We start from the raw sequence: 20,094 nt of genomic DNA on the forward strand, positions 1-20,094 counted from the left end.
TGTTTCTATCAATATAAAAAAATGTCCCTCTTAATCTTCAACAACGAATGGAACTCTTGTCTTTACCGAATTAATTGGTCAACTGAACTTAATGTTTCTTTAGCACTACCTTCAATTGTTAAGTCAAAAAATGAATGTAAATCATTTACTTCTTTATTTATATAGATCGTCTTTCCGTTCGTCATTTGTGGTAATTGGCTAACAGGGTACACCTTTAGGCTCGTTCCGATTACAATAACAAGATTAGCTCGTTGCATATGATTAAGAGCATTATTCCACGCCTGTTCAGGTAGCATTTCACCAAAAAGAACGACATTTGGACGCAGTTTCCCATTGCAAAGGCTACAGCTCTCTTTATTAATAAATTGATCTAGACTTGCCTCGCTGCCACATTGATGACAGCGAAATGTACGAATAGAGCCGTGCAATTGATCGACTTGGGAGCTAGAGGCCATTGTATGGAATCCATCCACATTTTGTGTAGCTATTTCATGAACAAGTCCTTTTTTCTCCCATTTCCCTAGGATATGGTGACCTTCGTGTGGCTTGCACCCTCCTAGCGTCTTGAGTCTGACAGTATAAAACTCATGAAACAAATCATAATTCTCTTCTAGTGCTTCTACTGTCGCAACGGTTAGTGGATCAATGTTCTTCCACCAACCAGATTTTGAACGAAAATCAGGAATTCCACTTTCTACACTCATTCCAGCTCCAGTCAAAACGACCGTATGTATAGAGGCATACAGTGCTTCATAAAGTTCAAAGATTTCATCCGTAATCGTTGGAAAACAAGCTTTAGCCCATCTTTTAAGTTTGTATTTTGATAACGATCTCTTTGAAACAATATCCCAAATTCTTTTATTGAAAAAAGGATGTACATTCTTTGGTGACAACTGTTCTAGTGGGAATTCTTCTATCATTGTTATTGCGTCTTCCCAATTAGTCCCTTCCATTGTTTGTTTAATTGAGGGCTTAACCTTAATTACCTTTTTAATTTGCCTAGTTCCTCTATCTTCTATATTCTGGTCATTATCCATTTCCTTGAATGAGAAAACTTCATTTGTCCTTTTCTTAAAAACCCACTCGGTATTACCTATGTTTTTGCCTAATATGGTGACACTTCCTCCTTCACCACCTAATATAAGAATGGGTTGCCATGATTCCTGAATATCCATCCTTGCACCTCTTTCATTAAGTAAAAACAATTATAATTGAGTATTTTAAAACCTTAAATATTCTATATATGTAATTACACCAGTTTCATCGACTGAATAATTCATATCCATTTGTTCTAGAGCAGTCCTTAATATTATTTGTCCTTTCGTATAACTAAAGTTGATTTCATCTACAATCATGTTAATCTGGTCATAATTAAAGTTATTTGTTTGCGCGCTTGTTTTTAGTATATATAGTAAAGTTAATGTATGTTGACACCTATACGTGAACTCTTGATCATAATACTCCAAAACTGCTGGTTTCTTTATCTTCAAGCTTTGTTCATAGGCTGACTTTAGATCATTTTCATATTGATTAACTTTTAGGAGAAAATCATTCATTGAGGTTGTTTTTGGTGGAATGTTATTCATAACATCATTTAAAGCAATATGAAATTGCGTCTCATATTTGAAGGACTTTTCAAGATAATTAATCACTCCTCTATGTTTCCCAGCTGTAAAATAATTATCGGTTGTGCTTAAAATTCCATAAATCGGGTACAGTAGAAGAATGAATAATAAGAAAGAACTTACTCCAACTGTTTTTCTAGTAATAAAATTTCTTTTTCTTACCGTACTATAAATCTCATCCTCGGGGTAATAACCCTCTCTTTTTAGTTGTTCCATTTGTGCCCTAAAATTCTTTTGTGTCTTATTTAGTTTCATTTATAAGTTTCTCCTGACAATAACGTCTTAAACAACTTAGTGTATTTTCCTAAAAGCCCTTCTTTCCGCATATTCCAAGCACTTTGGACATACGTTTGCATGCTGTCCCTTAATTTCATATTTAGTAAAATAGCCTTGTTTTGACTTACAAAAGTGACATTGCTTCGTAAATCTTAGACTGAATTTTGGAGCGGTTTTTTTATAGTCATTTTTAGCCTTATCAGAAGATAAATCCTTGACAAATAATGATTTCAACCAGTGTCCCAAAAAACTCCTCCTTTCTTTTAACTGCGCTTAAAAGGATTGATTAATAGATTTTCAAACAAGAAAAAATTTACATAAGATGATATAATAACCTAAAACTAGTAAAATAATACCATATAAATCTATTAAATCAAACATTATTTAGGTAAGGAGACCCTAATGGATATAGTTGTTATTTTAATCTTTATTGCTATTTTCTCTTACATTCCCGTTCATTTAGCACGAAAAAAACGGAAGCGTTTTAGATTAATTAATTCTAGTAAGCAATCGTTTCAACAGCCTTCAAAGTTAAAAAAGAAAATTAATAAAGAGCTACAAGATATGGCAGTAGACCAAGAACATTATTTATTTTTAATTGGGCTTGTTGAAGGTCGCATATCTGAACAGAAATTCGATAAGTGGGTAAATTCTAGAAAGCACGAGGACCCAGAAGTATTTAAGAAATTATTGAAGAGACCGTATAAAACGAGAAACTTATAGTTTTGTTTTGTTTTCAAATATGATCACAACCCTGTTGTACTAACTAATAACTTTGATCTTACCTTTTTCACATATCGGTGACTAAATTGATTGTTTTAATTTTTCGTCTCGTGGTGACTATTCTCCCTGGTTTATACCCGCATTCTCCCAATTCCCCCCTCCAGTAACTGGAATTACTTGTTCCTTTCTCGCTCATACTAAACTCGAGGTGAAAAACAATTGATTAAAACAAACCTATTAACTGACCACATCAAAAAACATGCGGTCCCATTTTCTAATACGAATGAACTAAACCCATTAATTCAAAAAGCTAGCCATGCTAAGTACGTCTTGCTCGGTGAAGCGAGCCATGGGACGAGTGAGTTTTATACGATTCGATCAGACATTACCAAGCAACTCATTCAAGAACATCAATTTGATTTTATAGCCGTCGAGGGAGATTGGCCCGCATGTTATGAAGTAAATCGTTATATCAAAGGAATGGCACCAGAGTACTCAAGTGCTGAAGATGTACTGAAAAAATCGTTCAATCGTTGGCCTAGTTGGATGTGGGCTAATCGAGAAATAGTCGATCTCATCGAATGGCTTCACAAATACAACCAAACAGAAGCAGAGCGAAAAATTGGTTTCTATGGAATAGACGTCTATAGTTTATGGGAATCGATGGAAGCGATCGTCCATTACTTGGAAAGTATTAAATCCCCTGACTTAGAAAAGGCGTTACAAGCAATTGAGTGCTTCGAACCTTATCATCGGAAACCAGAAAAGTACGGTATTTCAGCTGCATTTTATGGAGAAGACTGCATGAATGAGGTGATGGAACTGTTATCTACTATAAAGGAAAACAAAAAAGCATACGATCAAGATCCTGAAGCTAATTTGAATATGAATATTAATGCGATCGCCACTATGAACGCTGAACATTATTATCACACGATGGTCACAAACGATAATGAGTCGTGGAATATCCGTGATCGTCATATGGTTGAAGCACTTCAACATATCAGTAAGTTTTATGGGACTTCTTCCAAAGGGATTGTATGGGAACATAACACCCATATTGGTGATGCGCGTGCTAAAGATATGGCCCGTGAAGGAATGATAAATGTCGGTCAATTAACTCGTGAAACTTACGGAGAAAACAATGTTTACGCTATTGGTTTTGGAACATACGAAGGAACGGTTATCGCTGGGACGAGTTGGGGTGCATCAGCTGAAATCATGTCAGTACCTAAAGGTGCTAGAGGAAGTTGGGAAGAAGCTATTCATAATGCAGGGGCATACAATCAGTACTTAATGTTTACTGAAGAAAACAAAGTACTTTTCTCAAGTGTCATTGGGCACCGCGCGATTGGCGTCGTTTATCATCCAGAATTGGAACATCGCGGTAACTATGTACCCTCCCGCCTATCAGAACGATATGATGCTTTTATCCATATCGATAAAACATCAGCTCTTTCACCACTTTAACGGGAAGCTCACAATTTTTTCAAACACTTAAATCAGACCCTTCACACGTACCAAACGCCTATTATTAAAATTTCTGAAAAAATTCCTTTACTTTAGTCATAAAACTAAACCTACTAACATATATATTAGTAAAGGTTTAATCTGGCCTCGTTAAACCTAATCGGATAACGACTCCTTCATGTTATTCCTCCTAAGAGAGGCCACTATCATTTCTCCTCAAACTCCACTCCACCAGTGGGGTTTTACTTTTAGTTTCACTTTTCCGATGAAAACAGTGTGGCAATAACTATCCTTTACCTACATATATAAATACTTCTTTATTTTATTAAAATAATAAATTGTAAGCTATCACCATTTTAACGCTTTAAAGTAATCTTTTGAATTATAGGCAAATTCCGAAGCTTTTCTATGATTTCCTTTGATTTTTATACCTATTTTGCTATATTTAAGTAGGGACTCGAATATAATTTCCAAGAATATAACAATCTTATGTACGAGTGGAGAAGGGATGAACAATGAAAACAAATAAACCGTTGAAATCAGATATTGAAATTGCTCAGGCTGCAACCTTAAAGCCCATTCAAGAATTTAAAAAAAGTCTCAACATATTAGATGAAGAATTAGAGTTACATGGTCACTATAAAGCAAAAATTTCACTAGACTTAATGAAACGAATGACTAATCATCCTGATGGCAAGGTTGTATTAGTAACTGCAATTAACCCTACTCCTGCTGGGGAAGGTAAATCTACGGTAACTGTTGGTTTAGGACAAGCGCTAAACAAGCTAGGTAAAAAAGCAATGATTGCTTTACGCGAACCTTCACTTGGACCCACTATGGGGATAAAAGGTGGAGCTGCAGGTGGTGGCTACTCGCAAGTATTGCCAATGGAAGAAATTAATCTGCATTTTACAGGTGATATTCATGCCATTACCACAGCTAACAATGCATTAGCAGCATTTTTAGATAACCATATTCATCAAGGAAACGAACTGCGAATCGACACAAGACGAATTGTTTGGAAGCGTGTCGTAGACTTAAATGATCGTGCCTTACGACAAGTTGTTGTCGGTTTAGGTGGTCCCATTCAAGGTGTCCCTCGCGAAGATGGCTTTGATATTACAGTCGCTTCAGAAATTATGGCTGTATTTTGTTTAGCAACAGATTTAAAAGACTTAAAACGACGCTTAGCAAAAATTGTTGTCGCTTATAATGTAGATCAAGAGCCATTAACAGTTGCTGACCTTGGAGTAGAAGGTGCACTTACCCTCTTATTGAAGGATGCGATTAAACCAAACCTTGTTCAAACGATCGAACATACCCCTGCTTTAATTCATGGTGGTCCATTCGCAAATATTGCTCATGGCTGTAATAGTGTAATCGCAACAAAAATGGCACAAAAGCTGAGCGATATCGTTGTCACTGAAGCTGGTTTCGGTGCTGATTTAGGGGCAGAAAAGTTTTTAAATATTAAGGCACGCTTTACCAATATTCAACCAGAAGCTGTTGTGATCGTAGCAACGATACGTGCATTGAAAATGCATGGCGGCGTATCAAAACAAGAATTACATATGGAAAAGGTCGATGCATTACGTGATGGATTAAGTAACTTACAAAAACATATTGAAACGATCCAAGCCTTTAACTTACCTTTCGTTGTTGCCATTAACCGATTTACATCCGATACAGACCAAGAAGTCGAAACATTGAAATCTTTTTGTGAAAGCGAAGGATATGCTGTAGCTCTTACTGAAGTTTGGGAAAAAGGTGGAGAAGGCGGAATTGACTTAGCTCACCAAGTCTTAAGTGCTATTGATAAAAATGATCATTCGTACGCACCTTTATATGATGTCAATGACTCAATTCCAAATAAGATCTTGAAAATTGCACAAACCGTCTATGGAGCAAAAGCGGTTGAGTTTTCAGATAAAGCGAAAAAACAAATTGCCCAATATGAAGCTCTAGGCTGGGATAACTTGCCAATTTGTATGGCGAAGTCACCTGTATCATTATCCGATGATCCAACGAAACTAGGTAGACCAACCGATTTTACGATCACCATCCGTGAATTTAAACCATCAATTGGCGCTGGCTTTCTCGTTGCCCTTTCAGGAAATGTCATGACCATGCCTGGCCTTCCAAAAGAACCAGCTGCGTTAAAGATGGATGTCGATGAAGACGGTCGTGCTTTAGGACTTTTCTAGATCATACTAAACCGTGTGGGAGCTTCCCACGCGGTTTTCGTTGTAAGTTCATTGGTCAATCGACAGTTTTGAAAATTTAGAGCACCCACAGGCTCTTATTTACTGAAATTCAGGCGAAAAACGTGGCTTAATAGTAAAATAGAGGCCTTTCAATCCCCTAAACTCACTTTTCATCCCTGGCACTTTGTTAACCAGATAACCGCAACTTACTCACGATCACTAGACTACTTAAATTAACCTAATCGCGAAACCATCATGGCAATGGCTCTGCCTCTAAACCGTTGATCATAATCGTAGCCATATGTGGATTATAGCTTCTCAAAATTTGCGCCGATTGATCTGACAGCACACCACCTTGATAATTTTGCAATCGTTTATTTATGAATGAGTTCGAATTTATAAAATGCTTCATTTCTAAGCTCTTATCTTCTAAGCCAAAAACAATGTTTCTAATGTTTGCCGTGATTATTGTTGATAAACACATCATACAAGGCTCAACGGTCGTGTATAAGATACAGTTCAAAGCATTTTGTTTTAAGAAAGCTTTGCAGTTATTCAATGCATTGATTTCTGCATGCGCTAAATCATTTCCTTGTGTGAACGTCCGGTTAGAACCTCGTGATATAACCATATCATTATGAACAATGATAGAACCTATTGGTGTATCCCCACGTTTACCAGCTTCTTGGGCCTCCTTTAAAGCCTCTTGCATATATAAGTAATGGTTGATTTCATTAAAATTGACGATCACATTTTTACCTCCTCCATTTTTTTCATGGATATCGTTGAGTAGCTTTCTACTCATATTTCATCGTTTTTGGAAAGATAAGTAACTCTTTTAATAATAGCAACACAGGTTTTTTAAAGTCATAAAAGCTGCAACCACTACAATAGCATTTTTATTTTCCTACTGTAGTGCCGTTTTCATGCCAGGTTGAGAAAAAACAGGCAAAAAAATGACGATCATACCTTAACTGGTTGATCGCCATTTCTCCTTGGATAGAAAATACAGCTCATAAATTATATTATTAAGCGTTCTCCACTTCAAACCCAGCATTTTTCCAAGCGGTTGTACCACCTTCTATGTAGGCTACATCATCAAAGCCCATTTGCTTTAATAGATACGCGCCAAGAGCAGCTTGCCCTCCAGCACCGCAAGTGACAATCACCGGACGACTTCGATCCGCCAATTCTGGTGCTCTTAGGTGTTCTGGTAATTCAAGATCTGCACGAATCGGTAACATTCCTAATGAAATGTTCATACTGCTCGGAATTAAGCCACATGCACCTGCATCTGTAGCATCTTGTACATCAATCACAAGTGTATTTGGGTTTTGATTCATTTTTTCACGTGCGTCAGCTGAAGAAATTCCAGGTACATTTTCTTTAGCTGTCCCTACCATTTGTTTGAACGTTAGTGCCATGAATATCCCTCCTTTTTTAACAACATCATTATTGACGTACCGAACACTTTCTATTCAGCACTTTTCATTCCTTTTGTTTAATCTATAGTTCTATACAACGGATTAGGAACCCCAATATACGCATAATCAGTTACATCATCTTTTAACCGCATAATCGTCAATGCTTTTGTTTCAACTGTTCGGGCAAGCAACGCCGCTCGATCCATTTCTACGTCTTCTCGTAATGTTTCATCCTGATTAAGCTGGGTGAAGATGTTGAGGCACTCTTCTCTTACAAGATCCCAAAGCTCATGCTCATCAATCAGATACTCTCTTGCTAGGTGAGCGGTAAGTTCACCGATGTGACTTTGAAATACAGTATGGATAACCTTATTTTGCATTTCAACGAAATCGTCACCAATCGTAACGGAATTAGGATAAAACGTACCAGATACCCCTTGTTGATCTAATCTTTTTTTATAAACCCTTACCCCGCCTAAATCTCGAATTAACGCTCTGACAGGCTCATCATTTTTAATAACGATCAATGAGTTTTGTAAATGTCCTTCTAGGCCAATACCATATCGGGTCATCAACGGAATAATCCCTGAAAGAACGACATTAATATATTTTTTAAAAAACGATCTTACATTCTCTGGTAAGGAATAAGACGGATGGCGTATGTGGTAATGATCTACCGCTTCATACACAACTAGACGGTTTGAAACAGGAGACGGGCTAAAAAGTCCACAGGCGACCAGTACAGTTTCATCTTCATTGACAAGCGACTCTGGATTTGGGCGAATAAGCAGCGATAGATTTTTATTTCGATGATACGATTGGGTGTCATTTTTGATTGTTGAGTTAAAACGAATTCCAAAGTCTTCTCCTGCAACCCCAAATTTTCCGTTGAAGTATCCTTCTCTTTCTAAAACTGTTTTTATAATTCCTGTTAATTCTGGACCATTATGGACAGAGTTTGGAGAGATTGTTCGAACAGCACTAGTCACTTGTACGTTGATCGGTAGTTTAAGGTGGTATTTTTTATCGACAGAAACCGGTGCAACCGTTCGGACCGACAACGTCGGCTTTGTTGGCAGGCTATAATTGTCAATAAAAAAGATATCACCCTTTTCTAATTCACTAGCATATAATTCAGGTATCGTTTGATTTTTCTGCCACGGATGAACGGGTAAAACCACAAATTCATCAGGGTTTACTCCTTTGTCTAAACAACCATTGATAAAACAGTCATAGAGCTCGGGGTATTCATTGGACCAGAATTCGTTCATTTGTTGGGGTTCGAACTGCGGGTTTACATAAGTGACATCTTTATGAAGCGCCACTAAAGACAGTTCGACTACGTGATCAAACTCCGCGGAGTACTGCATAACCTCTTCGATCGTTAACCCAATTTTGGATTTGGTACAAGGATGCAGCTGGTGACCTGTTACACACGATTGTTCAAAAAACAAGGACCGATCAAAAGTCGGATCTTTATCCGCTAAGCCATTTACAAGCTCTAACGTCGTTTGCCAGTTGTTTTTCTGACCAATTCCTCTTAACTCTTCATACCTCGTTTCCTGAAATAACAAGCCTAATCCCATATTGGCCACACTATCAGCTAGCTCTGACTGAAATCCCTCTAAATTGGAATACGTGATGTTTTGTTCTTCCATATATTCTTTCAATAGTTCCACTAAAAAGATGGGGTGTAAAACTTCAGTAACAGTTAGCTCATGATCAATAAGTGTTACATTCGATTTAAGCTTATACCGATCATAACTATATTTTTCAGCGATTGGAATGATGATCTTCCCTTTTTGAAAGGAAAGTTCAATTTGCTGTGATTGTAAAAGCTGTGCTTCTTTTTGCTGTTTTTGAATAAACCCTTCTCTTAAAAGAGCATTAATCATTCTCTCCATGATCATAAACCGAGCTTTAGGTACGATGGTTAAATATGTATTCACAAGCTTTGGATATGTTGTTGCAATGAAATCATGGATTTTCATTTCTTTTTTTTCTAAATTTAATTTAGTAAGTAACATCTATCCACTCCCGCTCTACTTTTTAGGATTGCCAATAACACAACAACGATAAGCCGCTGTTGTGTTATTTATTCATATTCATATTAATATTTATGTTTATGCTAACAGTCCCTAGCACTGTTTAATGAAAGAATTCGAGTTTAATGAGCAAAATCCTTTTTTAGTGAGGAAATTTAGGCAAGATTATTACAAGCTTGGTAACTTCCTCTTCGTGGACAGCCTTTGCACATCTTCCCTTCTTCAGAAAGGGCGTAATAGAGACAGCACGTTTTTCGAATTCGAACAGCTTGTCCCCCAAGGCTTGTCATATCACAATAGAAACCAGTGATTGGATGACTTTTGTAGTCTTTAAAAATCGAATGTTCTGTTGCATAGAGGAAATAATCGAAATCAAGTTGTATCGTATCCCTTAATGCTGGGACAAGATCGTCCCGTTTAAGTAACGTCTCGAAAATCCAAAATAAATAAGTCGACGTGTTTTCCCATAAAATGGGCTTTGGAACTTTACATAGCTCTGAAATATTGTCCCATAAAGGACTTAAGTGATCAACAAATATCTCTTTAATTAATTGATCCCTGCAGGCTTTACGGTCCTCTTTTGTCTCCGGTATGTAAGCCGTTTGATCGGCAAAGAAAAGACGAGGTAACCATTTATCTTGAGAGGTAGATGATAAAATTGACATATTTTCAGCTGACATATCTAATTTTTTATTAAACATTAAAAACGAATAAAACGCAGAAGCAATAATAAGGTAACTGTACCGTTTGGAAAAAGCGGAACCCGTAACCATCAAATCTGGTGCTTCCAACTCTTCCTGTACTTCTTCTAAAAAAGAAAGAAGTTTTTCCTGATCAAACAAATCGATGACATCAATGTTTAACATTGGAGGGCTTTCTCTTTTAAAACAAACCCGGTAATTTGCCAACTTTTGCTGTTCTTCTAATGACATCAGTTGTGTACACATACGAACCTCCAAAACTTTAAGCTTTAAGTCGTTTTCACACGCAACTTTAGCTACAAAAGTGTTGTTCACCTTTTTTATCCATTCCGTTTATTATAGTACAATCGTATCTGTAATGATAATCATTGTCAATTATTATATTATATTTTAATTTGGAGAATTTAAAATATAGATTACGTACATTTTCATAAAGCCAAAATGATGAAAGAGAATTCTTACCTTAGTAGAATAATTTAATGAGAGTTTAGACATAACAAAAGACGGCGAAACCATTCCTAGCTTTCGTCGTCTTTCTATTCCAGATTTAGTTAATATTTAGCCTATAAAGAAGGGATGAATACCTATAGTAAAGGTAGTATAGCTTATATCTTTATCATGATGTCTCTCCGTTTTGGTGAACTCATACCTCTTGTAGTTTATCCATTTCCCCCTTATAACAAATAAATAATCGTCATATTTGCTGAACAATCTAATTTTTCACCTTAATGTATCATCATCGCCAAGGTGGCTAATCTGTATTAAAACCGAAGCCTTCTCTACTTCTTTCAAATAACTAGAAAAGTACGTTTTATCTACTTCGATTAAATTCCAAACCATTGGTTCCTCTACGATAATCTTTATTTCACTCTCTTCGATCTCTGGGTTAACCGCTATAATCCACGTTTCCTTATAATCTTCTGAGTATCCTTTTTCAATAACAGAAATATAAGAAGAAGTGGACGTCATTGTTTTCTCTGCTGAACAACCGACCGTAAAAACGGTAACAATGAAAACTATAATTGCAAATGAACGAAAGTAGTATGTGACACTTCTAATCATGAAACCCTCCTCTCTAAAAAGTTAGACGCCTTTATAGAAAGGAGGGTTTCATTTCAATAGGAAATTAATTTTTGGTAGAGCGAAAGTTAAGTATAGTTTATTTCAGAATACAGATAGTTACTCTGGTTTTTGTCCGACAAATTGAATGACATGAGACAACCCATTGTGTAACTTCCCTTCGTTACGTACAACCTCTCCCATAAAAAAGTGCACAATACGCCAATCTGAAAAAGTGTCTAAAAACTCATCTGGTTTATAAAGAAGATCAACGTTTTGCGGACCACCACTTTTATATGGTATTTGATAGTGAGAATATACCTCGGTAATAAAATAGCCTCCTGATTTAACAGACTCTTTCACACCAAGAAGTGTTTTCTTTCGTAGCTCTACAGGAAAATGACCAAAAATACAGACAATCTCATCCCATTGATTAGGTTGCCACTTGGCATCATTTAAGTCAACGAGTTTCGTTTCCACTGACACTTCTTTAGATTGGGCCAGTTTTCTCGTTTTCAGTAAACCTGTTTCAGCATAATCCCAAGCCATGACGTTCAATCCTTGTTCAGCTAAAAAGACCGCATTTCTCCCTTCTCCTTCTGCAATCGCCAAAGCTCGACCTGAAAGGTTTAACCTTTTCTGAACACCCACTAAAAATTCATTGGGCTCTCTCCCATAAACATATTCTTCATTACTAAAACGTGAATTCCAGTCGCTCATACTTAGTACTCCTCTCAACCATTTTTATTAATAAAGGGTATTCCATTATTTTGAATTGATCAAATAACTTTGTTCACTGGTTAAAAACAGCGTTATGTACTTCCCTTTCATTTCTATTCATACAACCTATTTTATACCACGGCAGGTATAATTTCAATTCAACTGTTTAAAGGATTATTGTCATAGACTTCCCTCAAATGATTGATTTTTTATGATTAAATGTAAAAAAGGACTGATTGTCTTCAGCCCTTTTCGTCGTTGGTCTACATTATTTCTTTTTCATTCCATAAAACACATAGCTGTAATCATCAGAATATTTATAGTACAATTCGATTTCTTCGCGAAGCATTTGTACTACCTTTAAAGCATCCTCGTTTTGTTGGTATTTTTCTAACATTTTATCTAGGTTTGCTTCAAGTGGAACGTAATATTGATCCGTCCAATCTTCTTTAGGTAGCACAAAAGAAAATTGATAGCAATAATTGTTTTCCTCGATATGCTTGATTTTATTTACAATCTTATCCATCTCTTGATACGCTGTCTCCCAAAACGTTTTACACTCTAAGGAAGGTTTATTATTTAGCCAAGAGATTTCACTACAAACAAGATACCCACCTGATTTTAGGTATTTTTTCCAGTTTCTTAATCCATTCTGAAATCCAGCTATATAGATCGTGCCTTCTGCCCAAATGAGATCGAAGTTTTCTAGAGGAAATTCTAGCTCAAACATCGATACATTCCTTACCGTGACTCGATTTTCAAGACGACCTTTATCCACTTTTCTCTTTAACACATTTAAAAATCCTTCATTCGTATCGATCGCTATTATATGAGCTGATGGGAACATTTCCGCCAAAATCATCGTGTGACTTCCTGTACCGCATCCAATATCTAAAATGCTTAGATTGTCTTTTACAGGTAGGTCTAGCATAGAAATCGCTTTTTTAGTTGATATCTCGCTACCTGGCGCTAACCTAACTAAATTTTCAAAAGCCTCAAAAAAGTATTTACTCATTTTCGAAAACACGCTCCTCTATATTTTTATTTTATATAGAAAAGGTGCCTACCAGCTCTAAACAGAAGTTATTCAAACAAAAACCTCCTAAGTAAGATACTTCCATTTTAATAAGGTAGTAAAGTACCGTCAACTAGTAGTTAACAATATTTAGCCTAAATATTTATTGAAGCATATCTGCGTAAACCGCTAAGTCCTTATCATCACGAAGGATCGTGAGAACTTGTTGGATGTAACCTGAAGAGAATAATCGTTTTTCGGTAAAGTGCACTGCATAAAGTGCAGCAATTTCCTTAATTTGTTCATTGCTGTGTTCAAGTAATTGTAAAATCATGCATTCAATTATTGTTCCGTATTCTAATTTTTTCAATTCCTTCTTTTTAAGAGCATAAAGAAAATTGAATGTCAGGACAATTTCCTCATGATTATTAGAGGACAAAGCTTTAACTACTTCATCTTTCGTCCACAATCCACGTTTTTCTTCAGTATTATCTTCCTCATTTTCTTGGTGACTATCTTCGTACAAGGTTAGCCCGTCTAAAAATTCTTCAAACGAGTTTGCAAGCTTAATCACCTTGTTTTCCTCGCTCTCACACTCTATATAAATAATCGGTGGATTTTCTATAGTATTTCGATAATCGAAAGCAACCCACGAATCGCCCTCTCCTGATAGAATAACAATCTTCTTAGGCAGCCCCCATTCCTCGATCAAATAATTACTGTCTAGTATACTATCCTTTTTTCCAATACCTAATAGATGGTCTACTTGAATATGGCCTTTCCCCCAAATAGTTGGTTCGTTCGTAGGGTATGTATTGTATTTAATATATCCGCCGTTTTGTTGATTTAAAAGTTCGATATAGGAGTTTGGTAATTTTACTTTTAAACTTTCTTCTGTTTGTGTTAATAGAATTTGTGTTAAAGGGTCTAACCTATAAAAATGATTATCTTTCTGCCAAATATTTTTCATCTGTGCCTCCTTATATAGTAGAAAAGTACGATCGGTGGTTCCTTCCTCTTACTCTACTAATTATTTAATGACTTACTTGCATACGATTACTATACTTCTCCAAAACGATAGCCACACCATCATTATCATTCGTTTCCGTTATGTTATCGGCAATCTCCTTTAGTTCTTTGATCGCATTTCCCATCGCAATCGAATATCCGCATGCTTGAAATAATCCTAGGTCATTAAAATCATCACCAAAGCACATCGCGTCATGAAATGTTAATTGTAGTTGATCTAGAATATATTCGACTGCAGACTCTTTAGAAGATTTTTGAGACATAATTTGAATGAGCTCGCCGTGATCGGTAATGAGAATATTTAGCTCTTTTCCAAACTTATTTAGCAATTGTTCCGATTGGGAAAAATTCGTTAATAGTACCTTTGTACAATCATAGCCTATCAATTCCTCGTAACTTATAATTGTTGGGTTTTGTTCTACTTTCATCATATCTGTATAATCTAAAGATTTACTACTATACCATTTATCTTTTACTTCAATACTAATATTCGCCGCATTATCTAAGAAAAGACAGAAATCTATGAGTTCTTTCGTCTTTTTCTTTGGTATTGAAAAATGTATTTGTTTGTTCGTTTGACTACAATGAAATAATGCTCCGTTGTAATAGACCATTGTTCCAATTGATGCTAAATTTAACTCTTTGAAGTTAGTGCAGCGTGGCGGTCGTGCTGTAGCAAATATGAGGTGGATCCCATTCGCTTTTAACCCCTTTAGTACTTCAATGCTCTTCATTGAAATCGTTTTAGATGAATTTAAAAGAGTACCATCTAAATCTATAATAATTACTTTTGGTTTCACTTATCATGTTCTCCTCTCAACAACGATTAAGTTTATTTCAACTAAGGAGTAAAATTACTAATATCGTACCATATTTTGTAATATTAGCGGTGTTTTTGTAAGATATTGCGTATATACGTTTCTTAACTAGAGACTGGGAAACAACCTTAAAAAGTTATTTAGAAAAATCTATGTTTAGTTTTAAAACTAGTTCATCACTTTAGCTTATTTCGCAGTTCTTTTATCTGCTGGTTTGGATTTATCATTAGTTTAATTTTGTCATTTTTTCGTAGTCGTTACAAAAAAGCTAATACAGCAACAATCTCGAAAAATAAACCATCAGGAAGATAGGTTCCTAATGGTTTATGGATTAATTTATTTCTTCTGTACGATCGGTTGCTGGTGGTGGCGTGATGGATAAATTTGAAATCTCATCACGCCACTCGTTCGTCATATTCACATCTAAAGCAGCTAGTGAATATTCAAGCTGTTCTACATTTCTGGCCCCAATAATTGGTGCTGTTACGGCTGGATGTGCCATTACCCATGAAACCGCTAAAGTAGCAGGATGAACGCCATGTTTATTTGCATATGCAGTAAACCGTTCAGCCACTTCAAAGTTCATTTGATCACTATAACGTTTCGTATACATTTCTTGTTCGACCAATCTTCCTTCTTGCGGCTTACTATTTACTCCGTACTTCCCCGTTAACAATCCTCCACCAAGTGGACTGTATGTGATTACGCCTAATTGCTCGGATTGAGCAAGTGGAAGAATTTCGACTTCAGATTGACGTTTAACGAGATTATACATCGGCTGGATTAACTCGAATCGAGCCAATCGTTCTTTTGCAGAAATGCCTAATGCTTTTGCAATTTGCCACGCTGCCCAGTTACTAACTGCAGGATAAAGAATTTTTCCTTGCGCTTGAAGATCGTCTAGTGCACGAAGTGTTTCTTCCATTGGTGTATCATCATCAAACTTGTGTACAAAGTAGAAATCTAACCGATCCGTTTTTAACCGTCTTAACGTATTTTCCACTTCTAGCATTATATGACGGCGTGACAGCCCTCTGGAGTTTACATCATCCCCAGTTGGAAAGTACACTTTGGAAGTGAGTACAATTTCATCCCGACAATCTGCTATACATTCTCCAAGAATTTCTTCGGCGACACCATTACTGTACATATTTGCGCAGTCATAAAAATTAATACCTGCCTCCCGAGTGCGTTTAAACATTGCTTTTGACATTTCTCTATCAGCATTTCCCCCAAATGACATCGTGCCAAAGCACAACTTTGAAACTTTTATTCCAGTTTTTCCAACGGTACGGTACTCCATGATAAGCCCCCCAGTTTTTAAATAAGAATGCTCTATAATTAAGCCCAAAAAATGACTATGTAATAGAAACTAAGTATCCACTAAATTATTTTTAAGTATTTTTGCTTATGAAAAGTTTAATCGATATCCTGTAACAATAATTCCAACTCATATCTCAGTTGACTTCTTGTTTCTAAATCGTTGTCAACAATCACTTCCTCGACTGGAAATGGTTCTTTAGAAACGATCGAGTGCTTTAACCTTAAAAATGTACTTAGGGTAAAATCACAATCATCCCAATCTGTTCGATAACCAACAATTCCTTGTCTCTTAACTAATAAATCGACTTCTCTAATAACGCATTTTAAGAAATCATCATACAAACATTCTGTATTTATCCAGATCTCTGGTTTATTTTTCATACTCAAATCATCAAAGTACTCTGCTTTTAGGGACAATACACGTTCCTTTTTTAGCTCAAAAGTCCAAACCACTCCATCAGGTTCACCGTCCCATTGACAACTACTAACCTTTTTTAATTCCAAGCTAGGGACACAATCAGGGTTAATTTGCATCAATGCGACTAAAAAATCATCTAAACAATTTGTAACATAACTAGCGGTAAACTCAAGCTTTTGTCTGTTTATTTCTAGATTACAAGTCGCCCAACCAGTCCCACTTAAAACATATTTAAACTCCATGTTTACCATCCTTTTTCTATTCTTTAAGCAATTTTAATAGGTTACATAATATCTTTTTGAAACAGGAAGACCTAAATATTTATATTTTACAGTTATCATTTCGAGCGGTACCTCATAAAACTCTACTTTTATTCCGTAACACTTGGTATTAAAAACCACTTCTTTTTCAATAAATCACCTTTATGCAAGACTATAAAATAATTCTAATTACCTTAATATTTCGACTTCACATTCATTTGTTCCTTTTTATTAAAATGGTTGAAATCGTCACAACAACTACAAACCCGATGTAATCATTTGAACCCTTGCCAAACAAACGCTTTATATAGAACGCTGGTAAAGAAGTTGTTTTATTTTTGCTATCAGTTAAAGAACACAAAAAAGAGTTGCTTGACTACAACTCCCATGTGCATTAATACTGTACGAAACCTTGAATAGATACAAAAAATACAAATAAAGATACACCGATGCTCATATATCCCCAGAAGGCTTTTTTATCTTTTTGTAATTCAATTAGGCCTGTCATTAAGATCGCTGCTGATAAAAACAGCATTAAAAAAGGCGATGATGCATGATTACCCGTTACCATACTAAATATTGCTAACCCGATTACAATAATAGAAAATAATATTCTTAGCTTTCTAAGCATACTCCCCCTCCAATCATTACCAACAATATATTCTTTAATCATACTACTTAAAAACTATGTTTTGAAGAAAAAGGAACTTTTTTAATAGATATATGAAAGACAATCTTATTACAGACTATATTTCAAACTAGCTTTTATTATTGATAAAAGGTTAACCCTTTTTCTTGTTAACCTTTTTCTGGGTGGATCATTTTCAATTTCCTTACAAACATTTTGCATAAGGCATATATCCTACTGCACTTTATGGCTATTACTTATATTTATAGGTAAGATGATTTAGCTTCATATTTTGAAATACTTAATATTTACTAGTATATTAATATACTTTTTCCTCATTTTTCAAAAAACAACAAACATTGAAAGGGAATTTATTTCGAAACACGAATATACCCTCTTGAAGTTATTTAAAAAATTGTAAATTTACGGAGGGAATCTATGAAGAAGTGGTTAGCAGGGTTATCATTAGCAGGGTTACTAGCATTTGGGGGATCTGGGGCATTGGCAGAAGAAAAAACGGACTATATCATCACGTTTTCTAGTCAAACCATTCCTCAAAGTCTCATTACAGATATGAAAGGCTTAGGAGCAGAGATTATTCAAGAAGTACCACAAATCGGGGTGGTTAGTGTCAGTTCATCAAATCCCCGCTTTAAAGATTGGGCCGAGAGTCAATCTGGCATAGCGGCTGTTTCAGAGGATGTTGAAATTCGTTCTCCTGAAACAGAATTTCAGTTTGCTTACCGATTGGACGAAGGCTTGCGTGTGGATACTAGTGGCGCAGATCTTTATGAACAGTATCAATGGGATATTAAACGAGTTACAAAAGACGGTAATTCTTGGGAAATCCAAGCAGGAAATCATGATGTTGTAGTAGCTATCATTGACAGTGGTGTTGATACTACACATCCAGATTTACAAAGAAACCTTTTATATGCAAAATCATTTGTTCCAGGCACGGCTGATGACTCTTTTAGAGGAGATCACGGTACACATGTTGCAGGTACGATTGCCGCTAATGGAAGAGTTATGGGTGTAGGTCCTGAATTAGGAATTGCGTCTTACCGTGTTTCAGGATGGACAAGTATTTTAGCAGGAATTACAGCAGCTGCTGATGATGGGGTCGATGTAGCGAACTTAAGCTTAGGTACTTACAGTTTTATGAACGATGAACAACAAAGAACGCTCCATTTAACAGCATCTCGTGCTGTAAGATATGCACAAAGTAAGGATATGTTTATTGTTGGTGCAAACGGAAACAACGCAATTGATTTAGGCAAGAAAATGAATACTGTCCCTGGAGAAGGAGCACAGTGGTCAGGTCCATTACATGATACATTCTCTGATATCCCTTGGGTCATCAGTGTTTCCTCTTCTACTATTACCGATGAGCTTGCTTTTTACTCTAACTATGGAAATGTAGATCTTGCAGGTCCTGGTGGAGATCGTGAAAATCCTACATTATCTACGGTTGAAGGTGGATATGGCTCTATGATCGGTACAAGTATGGCTGCTCCAAAGGTAGCTGCTGCAATCGGACTCGTTAAAGCGCAAAACCCTGATATGAAACCTGCGCAAATTAGAGCATTACTTCAGCAAACTGCTGATGGTGGTACAGGTACTAGCCGTCAACATTTTGGTCATGGTATTGTGAATGTTTATAATGCGTTACAAAGATAAATAAGGAAAGAGGCTGCGTGATCTACGATTTGATCGTGATAATGCAGCCTTTTTTATTGCTTCTATGATTTAATTTTCGTTACTGGCACTAACTTCTGTTACTAAACCAAAAAGATTATTAGGGGTTGGATCAAGTTTGCAATGTCCTAGAAGATTTTACTTAATACAATGGATATGTAATTATCCCCATAATTACCGCAGATACCAAAACTCCAAAACTAATTGATAGAAAGGCGACTCGAAATGGAATGAAAAACAAGATTGCTGCTAAACATGCACTATACGCCCCAGTCGTTGGGAAAGGAACCGCTGTAAATAACACTAACCCAAAGGCTCCGTATTTTTCTAATTTACGACTTTTACTCATCGTCCTCTGGTATAACCAATGATAGAAACGATCGTAGAAGTTGAACCTGACTAACCACTTACTTATCGGTCGGAACAGTAATAAAATCGGTGCTATCGGAAGAAGATTTCCTAATATACTGTATACGAGCGCTGATTGAAATGATAAGTCTAAAAATGCTCCTGCTGGCAACCCACCCCGTAATTCAATAATCGGCAATGCTGAAATAATAACGATAATAGCTTCTGGTGGTAAGAAACTTAAATGTTCAATGAGTCCCTCTTGTATCGTTTTCTTAAAACTATCCACTAAAACAAATTCCTCCATAAT

General features: G+C 36.1%; 19 protein-coding genes. 4 read left to right on the forward strand and 15 right to left on the reverse strand.

The genetic code is table 11. The features are described 5' to 3' along the window. Positions 1–62 precede the first annotated feature (62 nt). Positions 63–1,175: an NAD-dependent deacylase gene (locus GKP30_RS23855; RefSeq protein ID WP_328703099.1), complete on the reverse strand. Its 1,113-nt coding sequence runs from the start codon at positions 1,173–1,175 to the stop codon at positions 63–65. 45 nt (positions 1,176–1,220) lie between these two features. Beyond that, positions 1,221–1,880 (reverse strand): hypothetical protein, encoded by a 660-nt coding sequence (locus GKP30_RS00595; protein ID WP_216827443.1) that lies wholly within the window; start codon positions 1,878–1,880, stop codon positions 1,221–1,223. A 423-nt stretch (positions 1,881–2,303) separates the two neighbouring features. On the opposite strand from GKP30_RS00595, the gene GKP30_RS00600 reads away from it, so the two are divergent. From GKP30_RS00600 to GKP30_RS00610, 3 genes are all read left to right on the forward strand, one after another. Continuing rightward, positions 2,304–2,624, forward strand: a complete 321-nt coding sequence (locus GKP30_RS00600) for a hypothetical protein (RefSeq protein ID WP_216827444.1) — start codon at positions 2,304–2,306, stop codon at positions 2,622–2,624. A 219-nt stretch (positions 2,625–2,843) separates the two neighbouring features. Further along, positions 2,844–4,094 carry an erythromycin esterase family protein gene (locus GKP30_RS00605; protein ID WP_216827445.1) on the forward strand — a complete coding sequence of 417 codons (1,251 nt, stop codon included), beginning with the start codon at positions 2,844–2,846 and terminating at the stop codon, positions 4,092–4,094. Positions 4,095–4,609: 515 nt separating this feature from the next. Then, positions 4,610–6,298: a formate--tetrahydrofolate ligase gene (locus tag GKP30_RS00610; RefSeq protein ID WP_216827446.1), complete on the forward strand. Its 1,689-nt coding sequence runs from the start codon at positions 4,610–4,612 to the stop codon at positions 6,296–6,298. A gap of 253 nt (positions 6,299–6,551) precedes the next feature. On the opposite strand, the gene GKP30_RS00615 is transcribed toward GKP30_RS00610, so the two are convergent. From GKP30_RS00615 to GKP30_RS00670, 12 genes are all read right to left on the reverse strand, one after another. Further along, a complete protein-coding gene (locus tag GKP30_RS00615) occupies positions 6,552–7,049 on the reverse strand; it encodes a nucleoside deaminase (RefSeq protein ID WP_216827447.1) in 498 nt (165 codons plus the stop codon). 277 nt (positions 7,050–7,326) lie between these two features. Then, the gene (locus GKP30_RS00620; protein WP_216827448.1) at positions 7,327–7,722 is read right to left on the reverse strand and encodes a rhodanese-like domain-containing protein; all 396 of its coding nucleotides are present in this window, start codon (positions 7,720–7,722) and stop codon (positions 7,327–7,329) included. A gap of 77 nt (positions 7,723–7,799) precedes the next feature. Beyond that, complete coding sequence (locus tag GKP30_RS00625; RefSeq protein ID WP_216827449.1) at positions 7,800–9,749, reverse strand: IucA/IucC family protein; 1,950 nt, start codon at positions 9,747–9,749, stop codon at positions 7,800–7,802. A gap of 173 nt (positions 9,750–9,922) precedes the next feature. After that, the gene (locus GKP30_RS00630; RefSeq protein WP_216827450.1) at positions 9,923–10,714 is read right to left on the reverse strand and encodes an IucA/IucC family C-terminal-domain containing protein; all 792 of its coding nucleotides are present in this window, start codon (positions 10,712–10,714) and stop codon (positions 9,923–9,925) included. 474 nt (positions 10,715–11,188) lie between these two features. Then, positions 11,189–11,530, reverse strand: coding sequence for a hypothetical protein (locus tag GKP30_RS00635; protein ID WP_216827451.1), 342 nt, complete (start codon positions 11,528–11,530; stop codon positions 11,189–11,191). A 117-nt stretch (positions 11,531–11,647) separates the two neighbouring features. Continuing rightward, complete coding sequence (locus GKP30_RS00640; RefSeq protein ID WP_216827452.1) at positions 11,648–12,247, reverse strand: class I SAM-dependent methyltransferase; 600 nt, start codon at positions 12,245–12,247, stop codon at positions 11,648–11,650. 268 nt (positions 12,248–12,515) lie between these two features. Next, positions 12,516–13,262 (reverse strand): class I SAM-dependent methyltransferase, encoded by a 747-nt coding sequence (locus tag GKP30_RS00645; protein ID WP_216827453.1) that lies wholly within the window; start codon positions 13,260–13,262, stop codon positions 12,516–12,518. A 163-nt stretch (positions 13,263–13,425) separates the two neighbouring features. Continuing rightward, the gene (locus tag GKP30_RS00650) at positions 13,426–14,232 is read right to left on the reverse strand and encodes an SMI1/KNR4 family protein (protein WP_216827454.1); all 807 of its coding nucleotides are present in this window, start codon (positions 14,230–14,232) and stop codon (positions 13,426–13,428) included. A 64-nt stretch (positions 14,233–14,296) separates the two neighbouring features. After that, on the reverse strand, positions 14,297–15,091 hold the full coding sequence (locus GKP30_RS00655; protein WP_216827455.1) for an HAD family hydrolase: 795 nt from the start codon (positions 15,089–15,091) through the stop codon (positions 14,297–14,299). Between the two features lie 349 nt (positions 15,092–15,440). Then, positions 15,441–16,412 (reverse strand): aldo/keto reductase, encoded by a 972-nt coding sequence (locus GKP30_RS00660; protein WP_216827456.1) that lies wholly within the window; start codon positions 16,410–16,412, stop codon positions 15,441–15,443. Positions 16,413–16,528: 116 nt separating this feature from the next. Further along, positions 16,529–17,092: a hypothetical protein gene (locus tag GKP30_RS00665; RefSeq protein WP_216827457.1), complete on the reverse strand. Its 564-nt coding sequence runs from the start codon at positions 17,090–17,092 to the stop codon at positions 16,529–16,531. 412 nt (positions 17,093–17,504) lie between these two features. Next, on the reverse strand, positions 17,505–17,741 hold the full coding sequence (locus GKP30_RS00670) for a DUF3953 domain-containing protein (RefSeq protein WP_216827458.1): 237 nt from the start codon (positions 17,739–17,741) through the stop codon (positions 17,505–17,507). 435 nt (positions 17,742–18,176) lie between these two features. On the opposite strand from GKP30_RS00670, the gene GKP30_RS00675 reads away from it, so the two are divergent. Beyond that, complete coding sequence (locus tag GKP30_RS00675) at positions 18,177–19,418, forward strand: S8 family serine peptidase (protein WP_216827459.1); 1,242 nt, start codon at positions 18,177–18,179, stop codon at positions 19,416–19,418. 160 nt (positions 19,419–19,578) lie between these two features. Here the strand turns inward: GKP30_RS00675 and GKP30_RS00680 are convergent, their stop codons facing one another. Next, positions 19,579–20,073: a COG2426 family protein gene (locus GKP30_RS00680; RefSeq protein WP_328703100.1), complete on the reverse strand. Its 495-nt coding sequence runs from the start codon at positions 20,071–20,073 to the stop codon at positions 19,579–19,581. Positions 20,074–20,094 lie beyond the last annotated feature (21 nt).

The organism is Alkalihalobacterium elongatum (assembly GCF_019024285.1).
GTDB classification, from domain to species: Bacteria; Bacillota; Bacilli; order Bacillales; family Bacillaceae_F; genus Alkalihalobacterium; species Alkalihalobacterium elongatum.

Bases quoted from the DNA above. Each gene is read 5' to 3' on its own strand.
- GKP30_RS00625 (WP_216827449.1), bottom strand. From the start codon at position 9,749: ATGTTACTTACTAAATTAAATTTAGAAAAAAAAGAAATGAAAATCCAT.
- GKP30_RS00640 (WP_216827452.1), bottom strand. From the start codon at position 12,247: ATGAGCGACTGGAATTCACGTTTTAGTAATGAAGAATATGTTTATGGG.
- GKP30_RS23855 (WP_328703099.1), bottom strand. From the start codon at position 1,175: ATGGATATTCAGGAATCATGGCAACCCATTCTTATATTAGGTGGTGAA.
- GKP30_RS00645 (WP_216827453.1), bottom strand. From the start codon at position 13,262: ATGAGTAAATACTTTTTTGAGGCTTTTGAAAATTTAGTTAGGTTAGCG.
- GKP30_RS00665 (WP_216827457.1), bottom strand. From the start codon at position 17,092: ATGGAGTTTAAATATGTTTTAAGTGGGACTGGTTGGGCGACTTGTAAT.
- GKP30_RS00595 (WP_216827443.1), bottom strand. From the start codon at position 1,880: ATGAAACTAAATAAGACACAAAAGAATTTTAGGGCACAAATGGAACAA.
- GKP30_RS00620 (WP_216827448.1), bottom strand. From the start codon at position 7,722: ATGGCACTAACGTTCAAACAAATGGTAGGGACAGCTAAAGAAAATGTA.
- GKP30_RS00650 (WP_216827454.1), bottom strand. From the start codon at position 14,232: ATGAAAAATATTTGGCAGAAAGATAATCATTTTTATAGGTTAGACCCT.
- GKP30_RS00630 (WP_216827450.1), bottom strand. From the start codon at position 10,714: ATGTGTACACAACTGATGTCATTAGAAGAACAGCAAAAGTTGGCAAAT.
- GKP30_RS00635 (WP_216827451.1), bottom strand. From the start codon at position 11,530: ATGATTAGAAGTGTCACATACTACTTTCGTTCATTTGCAATTATAGTT.
- GKP30_RS00675 (WP_216827459.1), top strand. From the start codon at position 18,177: ATGAAGAAGTGGTTAGCAGGGTTATCATTAGCAGGGTTACTAGCATTT.
- GKP30_RS00610 (WP_216827446.1), top strand. From the start codon at position 4,610: ATGAAAACAAATAAACCGTTGAAATCAGATATTGAAATTGCTCAGGCT.
- GKP30_RS00670 (WP_216827458.1), bottom strand. From the start codon at position 17,741: ATGCTTAGAAAGCTAAGAATATTATTTTCTATTATTGTAATCGGGTTA.
- GKP30_RS00660 (WP_216827456.1), bottom strand. From the start codon at position 16,412: ATGGAGTACCGTACCGTTGGAAAAACTGGAATAAAAGTTTCAAAGTTG.
- GKP30_RS00600 (WP_216827444.1), top strand. From the start codon at position 2,304: ATGGATATAGTTGTTATTTTAATCTTTATTGCTATTTTCTCTTACATT.